Annotated in this window: 15 protein-coding genes; 9 read left to right on the forward strand and 6 right to left on the reverse strand. The window is 39.3% G+C overall.

Annotation, left to right across the window (positions count from 1 at the left end; translation table 11 throughout):
• Positions 1-463 precede the first annotated feature (463 nt).
• Positions 464-2758 carry a phosphoenolpyruvate--protein phosphotransferase gene (gene ptsP, locus ACXM0J_RS08865; RefSeq protein WP_046811459.1) on the reverse strand — a complete coding sequence of 765 codons (2295 nt, stop codon included), beginning with the start codon at positions 2756-2758 and terminating at the stop codon, positions 464-466.
• An 85-nt stretch (positions 2759-2843) separates the two neighbouring features.
• Positions 2844-3329, reverse strand: a complete 486-nt coding sequence (locus ACXM0J_RS08870) for an RNA pyrophosphohydrolase (RefSeq protein WP_000567255.1) — start codon at positions 3327-3329, stop codon at positions 2844-2846.
• A gap of 182 nt (positions 3330-3511) precedes the next feature.
• Here ACXM0J_RS08870 and ACXM0J_RS08875 point away from each other — a divergent pair, with 182 nt between their 5' ends.
• The 3 genes from ACXM0J_RS08875 (at position 3512) to ACXM0J_RS08885 (ending at position 6596) form a co-directional block, all read left to right on the forward strand.
• A complete protein-coding gene (locus tag ACXM0J_RS08875) occupies positions 3512-4162 on the forward strand; it encodes an HAD family hydrolase (protein ID WP_086265071.1) in 651 nt (216 codons plus the stop codon).
• A 193-nt stretch (positions 4163-4355) separates the two neighbouring features.
• Positions 4356-5795 (forward strand): DUF2252 domain-containing protein, encoded by a 1440-nt coding sequence (locus tag ACXM0J_RS08880; protein WP_086265070.1) that lies wholly within the window; start codon positions 4356-4358, stop codon positions 5793-5795.
• A gap of 54 nt (positions 5796-5849) precedes the next feature.
• On the forward strand, positions 5850-6596 hold the full coding sequence (locus tag ACXM0J_RS08885) for a sporulation protein (RefSeq protein ID WP_002115100.1): 747 nt from the start codon (positions 5850-5852) through the stop codon (positions 6594-6596).
• 29 nt (positions 6597-6625) lie between these two features.
• On the opposite strand, the gene ACXM0J_RS08890 is transcribed toward ACXM0J_RS08885, so the two are convergent.
• Together ACXM0J_RS08890 and ACXM0J_RS08895 are read right to left on the reverse strand one after the other, a co-directional pair.
• Positions 6626-7489 (reverse strand): LysR family transcriptional regulator, encoded by an 864-nt coding sequence (locus tag ACXM0J_RS08890; protein WP_086265069.1) that lies wholly within the window; start codon positions 7487-7489, stop codon positions 6626-6628.
• A 115-nt stretch (positions 7490-7604) separates the two neighbouring features.
• Positions 7605-7859 carry a DUF2061 domain-containing protein gene (locus ACXM0J_RS08895; protein ID WP_171072215.1) on the reverse strand — a complete coding sequence of 85 codons (255 nt, stop codon included), beginning with the start codon at positions 7857-7859 and terminating at the stop codon, positions 7605-7607.
• A gap of 237 nt (positions 7860-8096) precedes the next feature.
• Between ACXM0J_RS08895 and leuC the strand changes: the two genes are divergently transcribed.
• The 4 genes from leuC to leuB all read left to right on the forward strand — a co-directional run bounded on the left by leuC (position 8097) and on the right by leuB (position 11996).
• Entirely contained in the window at positions 8097-9515 is a 1419-nt protein-coding gene (gene leuC, locus ACXM0J_RS08900) for a 3-isopropylmalate dehydratase large subunit (protein ID WP_213034405.1), read from the forward strand.
• Positions 9516-9533: 18 nt separating this feature from the next.
• Positions 9534-10181: a 3-isopropylmalate dehydratase small subunit gene (gene leuD / locus ACXM0J_RS08905; RefSeq protein ID WP_068565210.1), complete on the forward strand. Its 648-nt coding sequence runs from the start codon at positions 9534-9536 to the stop codon at positions 10179-10181.
• Positions 10182-10293: 112 nt separating this feature from the next.
• Complete coding sequence (locus tag ACXM0J_RS08910; protein ID WP_069141732.1) at positions 10294-10878, forward strand: hypothetical protein; 585 nt, start codon at positions 10294-10296, stop codon at positions 10876-10878.
• Between the two features lie 38 nt (positions 10879-10916).
• Positions 10917-11996 (forward strand): 3-isopropylmalate dehydrogenase, encoded by a 1080-nt coding sequence (gene leuB, locus ACXM0J_RS08915; protein WP_086265067.1) that lies wholly within the window; start codon positions 10917-10919, stop codon positions 11994-11996.
• Positions 11997-12048: 52 nt separating this feature from the next.
• Here the strand turns inward: leuB and ACXM0J_RS08920 are convergent, their stop codons facing one another.
• Positions 12049-12456, reverse strand: coding sequence for a hypothetical protein (locus tag ACXM0J_RS08920; protein ID WP_086265066.1), 408 nt, complete (start codon positions 12454-12456; stop codon positions 12049-12051).
• Positions 12457-12631: 175 nt separating this feature from the next.
• On the opposite strand from ACXM0J_RS08920, the gene ACXM0J_RS08925 reads away from it, so the two are divergent.
• The gene (locus ACXM0J_RS08925) at positions 12632-13003 is read left to right on the forward strand and encodes a lysozyme inhibitor LprI family protein (protein WP_086265065.1); all 372 of its coding nucleotides are present in this window, start codon (positions 12632-12634) and stop codon (positions 13001-13003) included.
• 51 nt (positions 13004-13054) lie between these two features.
• On the opposite strand, the gene infA is transcribed toward ACXM0J_RS08925, so the two are convergent.
• On the reverse strand, positions 13055-13276 hold the full coding sequence (infA, locus tag ACXM0J_RS08930; RefSeq protein ID WP_001284370.1) for a translation initiation factor IF-1: 222 nt from the start codon (positions 13274-13276) through the stop codon (positions 13055-13057).
• A gap of 263 nt (positions 13277-13539) precedes the next feature.
• Here infA and ACXM0J_RS08935 point away from each other — a divergent pair, with 263 nt between their 5' ends.
• Complete coding sequence (locus tag ACXM0J_RS08935; protein ID WP_046811473.1) at positions 13540-14550, forward strand: AraC family transcriptional regulator; 1011 nt, start codon at positions 13540-13542, stop codon at positions 14548-14550.
• Positions 14551-14565: the final 15 nt, after the last annotated feature.

A 14565-nucleotide genomic window follows, 5' to 3' on the forward strand; every position in this document is an offset into this window, starting at 1 on the left:
ATTTTCCTGGACTTTTGGGGGAAAACTCATGTTTATTAAATAAAGAAATGAGTGAACAAATGGTGAGAAAAACCGTTTAAAATTCTTTTCACTAAGATGTTGTCTCATGATTTTGTTATTTAATAATCCATCAGATTCCTTTAATTGTTATTCCTCCAATTTACTGTATGAAGGTTAAAAAACAAGAGGAAAAATAAGATGAAACTTGTAAATAACGATGCATAGAATTACCTCTTCAATTGTTGGAACAACGTAAGATCTTTTAATAGCGCTCTATAAACATAGTAAAAGTAGAAGTTTTATTTTTCAAATGGATTAAATTGTCAGTATTGATTTGAAAAACCGATTAAATTTTTGTTTAAAAAAAGAAGATAAAATCGAATCCAAAGTTTTTATATTGAGTTGTTGTAGAAGCTCTCTCAAACAATAAAGGAGAGTATTACTCTCCTTTATTGTTTATGTATTAAACATTTACGATTCGATTCGATTTCACCATATCAGCTAAACCATGAGTTTTAAAATAATACTCAAGCCAGCTTTTTACGATGAGTGGATTATTCATTTTCATGACATCATCCAGCAATTTTTGTGCATCTGTCATAGGGACATGACAAATTGCTTTTCTTACTCGCAAAATGTTACTTGAACTCATCGAAAGGGTATTAAAGCCCATCGCCATGAGTAAAATTGCCGATAATGGGTCACCTGCCATTTCACCACAAATACTTATTGGTTTTTTGTATTCATGGCACTCTTTAACTAAGCGAGTTAACGCACGTAGAATGGATGGGTGGAAGTGTGAGTAAACGTTGGCCACATGTGGATTATTACGGTCAACTGCAAGTAAATACTGTGTTAAGTCATTTGAACCGACCGAGAAGAAATCGACGAGTTCAGCAAACTCATCAATTTGTAGCAGGACGCTCGGCACCTCAACCATAATCCCAATTTTTGGTTTGGTAATTTTAACTTGCTCTTCTTCTTGCACTGCAATCCAGTCACGCTCAAGTAAATAAAGTACTTCTTCGACTTCACTGACTGTAGTGACCATTGGCAATAAAATATGCAAATTATTTAAACCAATACTGGCTTTGAGCATGGCGCGAATTTGTGAAGAAAAAATCTCGGGATGATCGAGCGTGAAACGAATCCCACGCCAGCCTAAAGCCGAGTTTTCTTCTTCAATACTGAAATACGGCAGGTCTTTATCTGCACCAATATCCAGAGTTCGCATCACCACAGGTTTATTGGCGAAGTGGCTCAACTGTTGACGGTAGATTGCGCGTTGTTCTTCTTCACCCGGGAAACGTTCTCGTAACATGAATGGAATTTCACTTCGGTATAGACCAACACCTTGAGCACCACGTTGTACTCCGCGTACTACGTCAATCATGAGACCCGTATTTACATAAAGTTGAACAGACACACCATCAGGAGTAATCGCTTCTTTGGTCTCGTATTGTTTGAGATCTTTTGCGATTTGCTCATCTTCTTTCTGAATTTCTTTATAGCGTTGGCGTAAACGACGTGGCGGATTAACAAAAACACGGCCCTGATAGGCGTCCACAATCATTTCTGCATCATCAAGTGTGTTCACTGGCAGTTCAGTTACACCAACTACAGTTGGAATACCTAATGCACGAGCAACAATCACCATATGTGAGTTGGCTGCACCTTCGGATGTCACAATTGCTGCAATATTGTCTACCGGTAACTCTACAAGTGCCGCAGTACTAATCTCTTCACCAATTAAAATACTGTCTGGACTCAGTTCACGATGGCTAGAATCTTCTTCTTGCAAAGAGGCTAAAATACGTCGCCCTAAATCTTTAAGGTCGGAAACTCGTTCACGAAGATAATCATCTTCCATCTGTGCAAATAGGGCAGTATGTTTTTCAATTACACGACGCACCGCACCTTGTGCCCAATGCCCATCACGGATCAGTTCTTTAATTTCTGCTGGTAATGCATTTTCATCTAGCATTCTTAAGAAAACACTAAATAAAGCGCGCTCTTCGGCCATGAGTGAATCATGCATTTTTTCATCCAGAGAGCGAATCTCTGAACGTACTGATGAAATGGCTTGATCTAAAATTCGAAGTTCATCGCTAATATCTTCTGCTTCACGATCAGGCACAGAACCCAAATCGGCAGGCGGATATAAAATAATAGCACGACCTAAAGCAACACCACCTGCACCTGAAGCGCCTTGAAAGGTTTTGTAGGCAGGTCCATTACTCGGCTTACGAAATACGTCAATATTACCTACTGCATGAGCATGAGCAATAACGCCAGAAAGCTGAGCACATAGCGTAACTAAAAAGGACTCGGCAGCTTCACTAAAATCTTGAGGAAGTTTGTTTTGGACAACCAAAACACCCATAACCTTACGACGATACATGACCGGTACGCCGAGGAAAGAGTTATAAATTTCTTCGCCTGTTTCAGGTAAATACAAGAACCGCTCATGTTTTGGTGCATTGTCAAGGTTAACAATTTCTTCACGTTGACCGACCAGACCAACCAAGCCTTCACCGAGTTGCAAAGAAACATGGCCTACAGATTCTGGATTTAAACCTTTAGAGGCCATTAAGACATAGCGCTGATTGCGTTCATCGAGTAAATAAATAGAACAAACATCCACTTTCATGGCCTCAGCAACCTGATTAACCATGATGTCTAATGATTCATGCAAACTGACGGACGCATTAACCTCTTGGACAATGCGCCGTAGAGTGTCGAGTTGCATGTTTGACATGGATGTATACTCCAGTATTTTTTTAGACTATGAATGTATTTATAACAGCACTTTTAATAAAAATCATTTGCTAGATAAATGATTTTTAGGGTAATTGTTGCATCGGCAACTGTGTACACAACTCCACCATGGCTTTACGATAAACATCACGCTTGAAGTTCACCACTTGTCCAAGAGGATACCAATAGCTAACCCACTGCCATTCATCGAATTCGGGCGGGTCGGAAAGGTTTAACTGAATATTTTTTGCAGGTGCAGTTAACTTCAGTAAAAACCATTTTTGTTTCTGTCCGATACATACGGGGTCAGAGTCTGACCGAATGTACCGATGTGGCAAACGATAACGCAGCCATCCTTTGGTTTGCGCAATAATCTGGACATGTTCGGGCAATAAGCCGATTTCTTCTCTCAGTTCTCGAAAAAGTGCCTGTTCAGGGGTTTCTCCAAACTGGATGCCTCCTTGTGGAAATTGCCAAGCATTGTGACCAATGCGCTTTGCCCATAAAACCTGTCCATCATCGTTTGCCAAAATGATCCCGACATTCGGTCGGAAACCTTCTGAATCGATCATTTGGCTACCTAAATATTGTCTATATCGTTGACTTTAATCGCGGGGACAAACACTTTTTTATGTCCAGCTCGAAAAGATCAAAGTAAAATGTTTAAATTGCTACGATCTTAACGAATTTCTATCGACTAGCGGAGATAGATTTACATTTTTTTTCTTAAATTTCAGTTTAAACGAGAATTTTCATGAAACTGGCGTTGTTTGATTTAGACCATACCTTGTTAAATACCGATTCAGACCATTCTTGGGGTGAATTTTTAGTCAATGAAGGTTTGGTTGATCCGGTTCATCATCGTCAGATGAATGATAAATTTTATGAAGATTACAAAGCAGGGCAACTTGACCCATATGCTTATAATGAATTTGTTTTCGGATTTTTAACTCAGCATGGCAATGACTACTTAACTGAGCTCCACCAATTGTTCATGCAAAAAGTCATTCGTCCGCAGATGCGTCCAAAAGGTTTTGATGCAATCAAAAAACATCAAGATTTAGGCCATACCATTGTAGGTATTACGGCAACAAGTGATTTTATTACTGCGCCGATTTTCCGTGAATTTGGGATTACCGAAATTTTAGCAACCAATGCTGAAGTGGCTGATGGAAAATATACGGGTAAAGTTGCTGGTTTAGCGTGTTATCAAAAGGGCAAACTTACACGTCTAGATGCATGGTTGGAAGGTCGTAACGTGTCTGAGTCTTGGGCATATTCCGATTCAATTAATGACCGTTTTTTACTTGAATATGCAACGCATGCAATTGCAGTAAACCCTGATGATCGTCTTGAAAAGCTGGCTCAAGAACACAATTGGGACATTCAGGACTGGTCGATTTAAGAATGTAGAGTTGGAAGAACAGTTTGAAAAGTTTTGAGGTCTTCCAACTCTTAAAGATATTTAAAAATCATATTTTTAATATTCCTTATAAATCTTAGCTCCAAAAAAGACATGGGTATGTCTAATAGAAAATAAATTTTATCTTGGTAAAGATTTCAGAATATAAAAACTTTAATTTAAAAATGAGGGCATAATGTCAAAAACAACACCAATTAAATTACCAAAACAACTTTGGAATGATGAAAGTATTGATTTAACACGTCATAGCTATCAGGGAAAATTACTTAATAAAAGCGAAGGTTTCAAATTAGGTAAGGCTCAACGTAAAAAAGTACCGCGTGAACAGCTATCAAAGCTTTCTGAACGACCAAAAGGTACAACTGCCTTAACGATCTATGATTGGAGTAACCAAGGACGTTTAGAAAAGCTCAAACCGATTCGTGCAAAACGGATGAGTGTTTCTCCATTTACATTTTATCGTGGCATGCCTTCTTTGATGCTATTTGACCAAGCGTGGGAGCAGGTAAATTCAGGCTTATTTCAACAGATTTGTGGTGATTGTCATTTAAGTAATTTTGGAGGTTTTGCAAGTCCAGAACGTAACCTGTTATTTGGAATTAATGATTTTGATGAAACTTTAGTTGCCCCGTTTGAATGGGATGTAAAGCGTTTAGCAACCAGTTTTGTGATCGCGGCGCGTGATATTCATCTTGCAAAGAAAGTCGGGTTAAAAGCAATTAAAATAATGCTGAATAGTTATCGTCAGCACTTATTAGAAATTACGGAACTTTCACCCCTCCAAGTTTGGTATGAAAAAGTTGATGCCAGTACATTATTAGAAAATACTGAGTGTCGAAAACTAAGAAAGAAACGCGAGAAGCATCTTGATTCAGCACAGAAAAGAACGGCGTACTCTGTTTTGCCGAAGCTTACCCAGCAAGATCAAGATACAGGATTTCGTCATTTTGTGGATGATGCGCCGTTATTATGGCATCCAAGTGCAAATGAGCCATTTGCTAAAGATGTTGATGTATTCTTTCAACAATACCGTGATTCTTTGAAATACGATCGCCAAGTACTTTTTGATCGTTATCAACGTACAGATGTAGCTTTGAAAGTGGTGGGTGTCGGAAGTGTTGGTACACGATCAGCGATTGCATTATTTCAGGATGCAGATCGGGAACCCTTAATTTTACAAATGAAAGAAGCGAATCCATCAATTCTTAGCCCGCTATTTATAGACAAGGTAAATCACGAAGGTGAGCGTGTAGTGCATGGTCAGCAGCTTATGCAGGCTGCAAGTGATATATTTCTTGGGTTCTCTTCAATATCGACTCAACCTTTTCATGTACGTCAGTTACGTGATATGAAAATTTCGGTTGATCTTAGTGACATGGATGATGAGTATTTCTATGAGTATGCCGAAAGTTGTGGTTTAGCCTTAGCTCATGCCCATGCTAAATCTGGAAATGCAGATGTACTTATGGGATATCTTGGCGAAGGTAATACGATAGTAGAAGTATTACAAACGTATGCAGAAGAATATGCAGAACGTAATCTAAATGACTATAACCAATTTATGAATGAAGTTGCAGATGGTAAGATTCAGCTCGCTGGAGATGATGCACTTTAATAATAAGTATGCTGCTACAGATGACATGAAATAATTCGAAAGGTTAGAGAAAAAATGTTTAGTAAAATTATGTCTGGTTTGGGTCTTCAAGGTGTAACGGTAGAAACTGTTTTACAGAACCCAAGCTTGCAAGCAGGCAGCACATTGCATGGGGAAATTAGCTTTAAAGGTGGATCATCTGATAAAGAGATTAATGGTCTTTATTTGCAATTGGTGACGATGGCAGAAGTTGAATCTGGTGATCATGAGTTTAACCAGCCTCTAGTTTTACAAGAGTGGTTAGTGAACTCTCGATTCCTCTTGCCGGCCCATCAAGCGCATTCTTTCCCTTTTAGTATTCAATTACCATTTGAGACACCGATTACAGAGGTTGCTTGTCGACGAAATGGTGCACGGGTTTGGATTCAAACCCATATGGATGTTGATTGGGGACTAGATGCGACTGATCGTGATTATCTAAAGGTTCTGCCAACTCCAGCCATGCAAATGTTTCTACAGGCTATGCAGCGATGTGGCTTCGTTCTATCGACAGTAGATGTAGAAAAAGGGCAGCTGACTGCGCGAAATTTTAGATCAACGATTGGTTGTTACCAAGAGCTTGAATTTGTCTCTTCACATATGTTTAGCGGATTTAATGAAGTTGAGGTATCTTTTGTTGCTGAACCTAATCAAACTCACGTTATGCTTGAAGTAGACCGCCATTTTCGATCAGATCAGCTATTAACGATGACGATTCCACATCATATGCTTGATGAAAACCAAATGGTGCAACAAATTCGAAGCCTCTTAAAGCTTGGATAAATTAAATTAGATGCTTAAATGAGAGCCTTTTATGCTTCCTGCATCATTTTAATCAACTCCTGCATGGCTCTAGATTGAGTGCGTGCAGGATGCCATACCATACCTAATTGACGATTCATCTCAACATTTAAATCAAGCTGCTGCATATCCTGATTCAACAGAGTTTTTGGTAAAACTGACCAACCTAAACCAATCGAAACCAACATGCGAATAGACTCAAGAGGGTTATTACTCATGGTGATTTTGGGTTTAAGTCCTTGTTTTTCAAACTCAGCTAAAGTGATTTGAGCAGTATAAGTTTGTGCAGCAGGTAATAAGCTTGGATATTCAATTAAATCTTGTAAGGTGAGATTCTTTTTTTGCGCCAACGGATGAAAAGGAGCTGCAACGAAAACTAAAGGATCATTCCAAATTGTAATGTAGTTAAGACGCTCATCTCCTGAAGGAGGAAGCGTTAAAAATGCTAGTTCTAAATCACCAGCCAATACTTGTTCATGGGCTTGCTCTGAGTCAACAAAATGCACATCTAGAGTGACTTGAGGAAATTGCTGAACAAAATGTTTAAGCGGTGCAGGTAAGTGATGTAAACCAATATGGTGACTCGTACCGACTTTCAAGCGGCCTTGTACCTGAGTTTGTTCATGGCTCAGCGTATGGTGAATATCACCCAGCTCATTTAACCAGTTTTTAACTTTAGGAAGTAAGGAATGTGCAGCATGAGTTGCCTGAACACCTCGACCAGCAGATTCGAATAGTTTTACGCCAAAATATTCTTCTAAGCTGTGAATTCGTTTGGTAACAGCAGGTTGAGTAATAAATAACTGATCTGCTGCCACAGAGATAGACCCTGTTTCCATAACTTTTACAAAAGCTTCAAAGGCTGCAAGATTCATAATACAACTCAACTTGGAATAGAAAAATCGAGGGGCTAAAGTTGCCGAGCCAAAATCGTATCATGCTTGCAGCAAAACGAGTGAGAAAGTTGTGAATTACCGCACTAATCTTAGCCTAAGCCGTTGTTTCTTTTTCAGCTAAGGTTGATACGCGGCGATCTTTAGCAGCCCAAACTTTTTCATGGAAGAAAAAAGCAAAAGCTTGTACGGTTGGTTCGAGCATACTTAATGTTAAAGCCATCCAGATATTACCTGTTACAAAGTATGCGACTAGCATTGCGACAGTAATATGCATAATGTAATAGCTTAAGGTTTTCTTTAAGGTACGTTGATTATTTATAACGAATTTTTGGATGTTAGCCATAATCATTCTCTTTAGCCACTTTAGATATTTTTAGTATAGGCATTAGAGTATAAGATTAAAAATTGATTATGCAAATGATAATCATTAACAAAAACGATTTATTAAATTTGATGTACCTTATGGAAATTATAATTTATTCCAAAAAGTTTTCTAATTTATAAAAATGATAAATTAGATTTATGTGAAACTCTGGCTATAATCGAAGAAAGATCAGAATTACCCAGTCCAATGGAGCAAGACGACATGGCAGGCAAAACTTTATATGACAAATTGTGGGATGACCACGTTGTTTCACAGCGTGATGATGGCTCATGTTTACTATACATTGACCGTCATTTATTGCATGAAGTGACAAGTCCACAAGCATTTGAAGGTTTGCAACTTGCGGATCGTCAACCATGGCGTTTAAGTGCAAACGTTGCTACACCAGACCACAACGTTCCAACATCTAAAAAGGAACGTGACCAAGGCATCGCTGGTATTGAAGATGATACATCTCGTATTCAAGTTCAAACCTTAGATGACAACTGTAAAGCCTTTAATATTGTTGAGTTTAGTATTAATGATATTCGTCAGGGGATTGTGCATGTAGTTGGGCCTGAACAGGGCTTAACTTTACCGGGCATGACGGTCGTATGTGGCGATTCACATACAGCAACTCACGGTGCTTTTGGTTGCTTGGCGCATGGTATTGGGACATCTGAAGTTGAACATGTGTTAGCAACACAATGCTTGATTCAGAAAAAATCTAAAAACATGTTAGTTCGTGTAGATGGCGTATTGGGTAAAGGCGTAACACCAAAAGATGTTGTCTTGGCGATTATCGGTAAAATTGGTACTGCTGGTGGTACAGGCTATGCAATCGAATTCGGCGGCCAAGTTTTCCGTGATATGTCGATTGAAGGGCGTATGACGGTATGTAACATGGCGATTGAAGCAGGTGCTCGTGTCGGTATGGTTGCAGTTGATGACAAAACTATTGAATACGTGAAAGGCCGTAGCTACGCACCAAAAGGCGAGCAATGGGAACAAGCAGTTGCTTACTGGAACACATTGCATTCAGATGAAGATGCTGTGTTTGATGCTGTAGTTGAGTTAAATGGCGCAGAAATTGAACCACAAGTATCTTGGGGAACTTCACCAGAAATGGTTATTCCAGTTACTGAAGCTGTGCCAACTTTAGAACAAGCGAAAGATGACGTTCAACGTAATGATTGGACACGTGCTTATCAATATATGGGTTTAAATGCGGGTCAAGCATTAGCTGATATTCAGCTTGATCGTATCTTTATTGGTTCTTGTACGAACTCTCGTATTGAAGACATCCGTGCTGCGGCTGAGGTGGTTAAGGGCCGTAAAGTGGCGTCTACCATTAAGCAAGCCATGATTGTTCCGGGTTCTGGTTTAGTCAAACAACAAGCTGAAAAAGAAGGCTTAGATAAAATCTTCTTGGAAGCAGGCTTTGAATGGCGTGAGCCGGGTTGTTCAATGTGTTTAGCAATGAATGCAGATAAATTACAACCAGGTGAACACTGTGCATCGACATCAAACCGTAACTTTGAAGGCCGTCAAGGCAATGGTGGTCGTACTCACTTGGTGAGCCCAGCAATGGCGGCAGCGGCTGCAATCGCTGGTCACTTCGTTGATGTTCGTTCATTTTAATTCGATCTGGAGCAAACCATGAAAGCTTATACAGTTGAACAAGGTATCGTTGCACCATTAGATCGTGCCAATGTTGATACAGATTTAATTATTCCAAAACAGTTTTTAAAGTCGATTAAACGCACTGGTTTTGGCGATAATTTATTTGATGAACTTCGTTATTTAGATGAAGGTTATCCAGGACAGGACAATTCAGTACGTCCAAAAAATCCGGATTTCGTTTTAAACCAGCCTCGTTATCAAGGAGCAACTGTTTTAATTGCCCGTACTAACTTTGGTTGTGGTTCAAGCCGTGAGCATGCACCTTGGGCATTAAATGAATATGGATTCCGTACGGTTATTGCACCAAGCTTTGCTGATATTTTCTTTAATAACTGTTTTAAAAATGGCATGTTACCTGTCATTTTGCCAGAAGAAACAGTTGAGCAGTTATTTAAAGAATGTGCTTCTAATGAGGGATATCAATTAACAATTGATTTAGCAGCTCAAGAAGTACGTACTCCAACAGGTGAAGCGTTTAAATTTGAAGTTGATCCATTTCGTAAGCACTGCTTGTTAAATGGATTGGATGATATTGGTTTAACTCTTCAAAATGCGGACGCAATTCGCGCTTATGAAGAAAAAACTAAACAAGTTCGTCCTTGGGTATTCCAAGAGTTGAATTAACCTTTCGGTACATTTTAAACATAGCCATGGCGTAGCGTTCAAACTCTTGCTAACATGCTAAAGCATAAAAACACCTTAGAATTATGCACTAGATGAGGATTGGGCTTGAACAATGAAGAGGAACGTTACTCATAGCTTTTTGTTGAGCCTGTGCGCAATAACACTCAGTGCTTGTCAAAGCACTTACAATGTAGTGGATACTGTCCGCATTAAGCAGGCTGAACAAGAAAATTTGGGGCAGAATGCAGCAATATATTGTTCGGGCGCGAAGAGTTGTGAATTTGAACGACTAAATGATATTACTGTAGTGGATGCGCAAACACGAAGAATTAGTAATCAGGCAATTCATCAAGGGATTGTGAGATTACAAGGTTCAGTGCTTAGTCAAACTAACAGCTTATATTTATCTGTGCCTGCTAAACAATATGAAGTGGTGATTCGTTTCTATCCGATCTCTCCAGATCGTGCAGAAACATTTCATGTGATTCACCAGTTTAATGCTAACCATCGCTATACATTTAAAATGTACCGGGACAAATCTAACCGTTCGGGTAGTTTGCTGAATGTTTCTGTACCAGATCCATTATGTGTCGATTTAGAACAAGATGGGCGTGTCATCCGCCGTTTTTGTCGACCATTTGATGTTACAACGGGACTAGGTGAATTCCTTGAGCAGAAAAAACTAACACCGCGGTAGTTGTAGCACTGCTTGTCTTTGGAAAATGGAAAAAGTTCATGTCTAAACAGATTTTAATTTTAGCTGGTGATGGTATTGGTCCTGAAATTGTTGGGGCAGCAGAAAAAGTATTAAATACAGTAAATGAAAAATTTAATTTATCGTTAACTTGGGAACATGGCTTATTAGGCGGCGCGGCAATTGATGCGCATGGTGAACCGTACCCAGCAGTAACAAGTGAACAAGCAAAAAAAGCTGATGCAATTTTATTAGGTGCGGTAGGCGGACCAAAATGGGACACCATTGAGCGTTCTATTCGCCCTGAACGTGGTCTTTTAAAAATTCGTAGCGAACTTAACTTGTTTGCTAACTTGCGCCCAGCGATTTTATATCCGCAATTAGCAGATGCTTCTAGCTTAAAGCCTGAAATTGTTGCTGGCTTAGATATTTTAATTGTTCGTGAATTGACTGGAGGTATCTATTTCGGTCAGCCACGTGGTATTCGAGAACTCGAAAACGGTGAAAAGCAAGGTTATAACACCGATGTTTACTCTGAAAGCGAAATTAAGCGTATTGCAAAAGTAGCTTTTGAGCTTGCAGGCTTACGTGGTGGAAAGGTTTGTTCTGTAGATAAGGCTAACGTTTTAGAGGTTACAGAGCTTTGGAAGCAAACAGTCACTGATTTACAGCAAGCAAATTATTCAAATATTCAGCTTTCACATATGTATGTCGATAACGCTGCCATGCAACTTGTACGTGCGCCGAAACAGTTTGACGTAATTGTAACTGGTAACTTATTTGGCGACATCTTATCTGATGAAGCAGCGATGCTTACAGGTTCGATCGGCATGTTGCCATCGGCATCGTTAGATGAAAATGGCAAAGGTATGTATGAGCCTTGCCATGGTTCTGCACCTGATATTGCGGGTCAAAATGTGGCAAACCCATTAGCAACTATTCTTTCTGTTGCAATGATGCTTCGTTATACCTTCCGTGAAGAAGCTGCTGCAAAAGCAATTGAAGATGCAGTAGGTCAAGTACTTGATCAAGGTTTGCGTACGGCAGATATTATGTCTGAAGGTATGACAAAAGTAGGTACAGTCGAAATGGGTGAGGCTGTTGTAGCTGCTCTTGCTTAAAAGCCTGTTATAAAAAACGCAGCTCAATGCTGCGTTTTTTTGTGCCAATGTTTTAGCAGGCTTTACCCTCATATAAGATTGACTCGGCAATGTCATTTTTAAGCTGAAAAATCACTTTGCAATTGAAATTAATATCATAAGAATTAGCACCAAGATTTCCTGATTGGACAGGAATAGAACTTCCTCTCATATCAACATTACTCACCATCGGAATTGGAATGCTTAAAGGGCGCAATATTGTATAGATGAGCTGATTGGATGTTTTTTGCGGTGTATTGGCGACTTGAAAACCAAGACTACGTAGGTTGATATCTTGTTGAATGGTCGCCGAGGATTTACCTAAAAAGCCTTTTAAATATTCCTGTAAATCTACGGATTGACGTGGGTGGCTAGCACAACCGTTAAGAAAAATAATGATGAAAGATAATAAGCCAATTTGGCAGCGGGTATATATGTTCATTTTTCTCACTATATAAAATTATATTTATTATTAAAGAACAATAGGTTGGATTTGGAGGCTTGTAAAGTAAAAAAGGAGGATTATGATAAATGGAAGGTAAATTTGTCTATCGATTTATCAATTAAATTTGAACCACTTTAATAATAATTTTATAGAAAACTTAAGGAAGAAAAGCATGAGAAAAATAGTTTTTGCTTTTTTATGCAGCTTCGGAATGACTGCGGTCTATGGAGATAACTGTGATAGTGCCCGAAACACTTATGATGATATTTACTGTACAAATAAAATTTATGCGAGTGCTGATGCAGATCTGAATAAGAACTATCAAGCACTGCGAGTAAAGTTAAACACTACGCAGAAAAATATTCTCAAGAAGTCTCAGCTTGCATGGATACGTCAACGTGACGCAGAGTGTACAGATTCAAATAGAAATAGTGTAGACGTGCAATGTCGTTTACAGACAACGCAAGAAAGAAACCATTGGCTACAAGAAAGATTGCGTGAATGCCAAACGGTGGGATGTAAAACCAGTCGCTTAAATGAATAAATGACGCAATAAAAAAGCCACATCATGAAGTGGCTTTTTTGCATTCACTAATTAGCGAGCACGGTACGTAATACGACCTTTAGTTAAGTCGTATGGAGTCATTTCGACTTTTACACTGTCACCAGTAAGAATACGAATATAGTGTTTACGCATTTTACCAGAAATGTGTGCAATAACTTCGTGACCGTTTTCAAGACGTACACGGAACATCGTATTAGGAAGCGTTTCGGTGACAACGCCTTCGAACTCAATGAGTTCCTCTTTATTGGCCATAGCCTACCTGATGATCAAATTGGAAAGGCGCAAATTATAGTCAATTTTTTTAAAAAAAACAAGATAGACACACTTCTGCTAAAGCATCTGGTTAAAGTATGACTAATAAAAAAAGATGTAATTTTTTTCACAAAAGAAGTGTAATTCTGTTGTCAGTTTGGTCAATCAACGCTAATCTAAAATCATAGTTATTAGGGACTGTTAATTGCATAAAGGTCAACAACCCTAAATATCAATGAAGTATCTACATGGAAGGGCACTGCGTGGGTCAGCTAACAGATGCATCAGTTGTATTACGCTTTGGCTATCAAGCGATTCGTCGTGCGGGTTTGCCAACAGAAGAAATATTAACCAAAGCGGGAGTTGCTTTAAATCAGGTCGATACCAATGCACGTACACCGTTAAGTGCACAGTACGCCTTTTGGACTGCCGCTCAGGAAGTCAGTAAAGATCCAGATATCGGTCTGCATTTAGGTGAACATTTGCCTTTGTATCGAGGGCAGGTGATTGAACATCTATTTATTAGTAGTGAAACTTTTGGTGAAGGTCTAAAACGGGCCTTAGCTTATCAGCGACTCATTAGTGATGCATTTGATGCAAAACTAGTAGTTGAAGATGGACGTTGTTATTTAACCAATGGCGAACAGATTGGTGCTGACAATCTCGTTAATCGCCATTTCTCTGAATGTGCAATTTCGGGCGTGCTTAGATTTTTTAAGTTCATTACTGAAGGGCAATTTCATCCTATCTTCATCGACTTTAATTTTAGTGAAGGAGCTTCTGAGGATGAATATTTCCGTGTATTTGGCTGCCCAGTGAGTTTAGGTCAGAAAGAGACACGTTTATATTTTGACCCAGCTATTTTAGATTTCCAGCTTTGGCAAGCAGAGCCAGAGTTATTGCAATTGCATGAGCAGCTTGCAATTGAGAAATTGCAGGAATTGGCCCGCTATGATTTGGTGGGGGAAGTTCGCCGTGCGATTGGTTCAACCCTCGAAAGCGGAGAAACAACTTTAGAGACGGTTGCTGCTCAGTTGAATATTACCCCGCGTCGCTTGCGCACCCAGCTCAGTGAGGCAAATACCAGTTTTCAGCAAATACTTTCTGACTATCGTTGTCGTTTAGCTAAAAAACTTTTGGCAAATACCAGCGAAAGTGTGGAGCGTATTGTATATTTAACAGGTTTCTCTGAGCCAAGTACGTTCTATCGTGCATTTAAGCGTTGGACGAATGAAACACCTGTGGAATACCGCAAGCGTAAACAGCATCGCTAGATAAGTACAAGCGTA

It is taken from the genome of Acinetobacter sp. GRABPA_MV_2, from assembly GCF_056725885.1.

Excerpts from the sequence above, each read along its gene's own strand:
- ptsP (WP_046811459.1), bottom strand. The coding sequence starts at position 2,758 with ATGTCAAACATGCAACTCGACACTCTACGGCGCATTGTCCAAGAGGTT.
- ACXM0J_RS08870 (WP_000567255.1), bottom strand. The coding sequence starts at position 3,329 with ATGATCGATTCAGAAGGTTTCCGACCGAATGTCGGGATCATTTTGGCA.
- ACXM0J_RS08875 (WP_086265071.1), top strand. The coding sequence starts at position 3,512 with ATGAAACTGGCGTTGTTTGATTTAGACCATACCTTGTTAAATACCGAT.
- ACXM0J_RS08880 (WP_086265070.1), top strand. The coding sequence starts at position 4,356 with ATGTCAAAAACAACACCAATTAAATTACCAAAACAACTTTGGAATGAT.
- ACXM0J_RS08885 (WP_002115100.1), top strand. The coding sequence starts at position 5,850 with ATGTTTAGTAAAATTATGTCTGGTTTGGGTCTTCAAGGTGTAACGGTA.
- ACXM0J_RS08890 (WP_086265069.1), bottom strand. The coding sequence starts at position 7,489 with ATGAATCTTGCAGCCTTTGAAGCTTTTGTAAAAGTTATGGAAACAGGG.
- ACXM0J_RS08895 (WP_171072215.1), bottom strand. The coding sequence starts at position 7,859 with ATGATTATGGCTAACATCCAAAAATTCGTTATAAATAATCAACGTACC.
- leuC (WP_213034405.1), top strand. The coding sequence starts at position 8,097 with ATGGCAGGCAAAACTTTATATGACAAATTGTGGGATGACCACGTTGTT.
- leuD (WP_068565210.1), top strand. The coding sequence starts at position 9,534 with ATGAAAGCTTATACAGTTGAACAAGGTATCGTTGCACCATTAGATCGT.
- ACXM0J_RS08910 (WP_069141732.1), top strand. The coding sequence starts at position 10,294 with ATGAAGAGGAACGTTACTCATAGCTTTTTGTTGAGCCTGTGCGCAATA.
- leuB (WP_086265067.1), top strand. The coding sequence starts at position 10,917 with ATGTCTAAACAGATTTTAATTTTAGCTGGTGATGGTATTGGTCCTGAA.
- ACXM0J_RS08920 (WP_086265066.1), bottom strand. The coding sequence starts at position 12,456 with ATGAACATATATACCCGCTGCCAAATTGGCTTATTATCTTTCATCATT.
- ACXM0J_RS08925 (WP_086265065.1), top strand. The coding sequence starts at position 12,632 with ATGAGAAAAATAGTTTTTGCTTTTTTATGCAGCTTCGGAATGACTGCG.
- infA (WP_001284370.1), bottom strand. The coding sequence starts at position 13,276 with ATGGCCAATAAAGAGGAACTCATTGAGTTCGAAGGCGTTGTCACCGAA.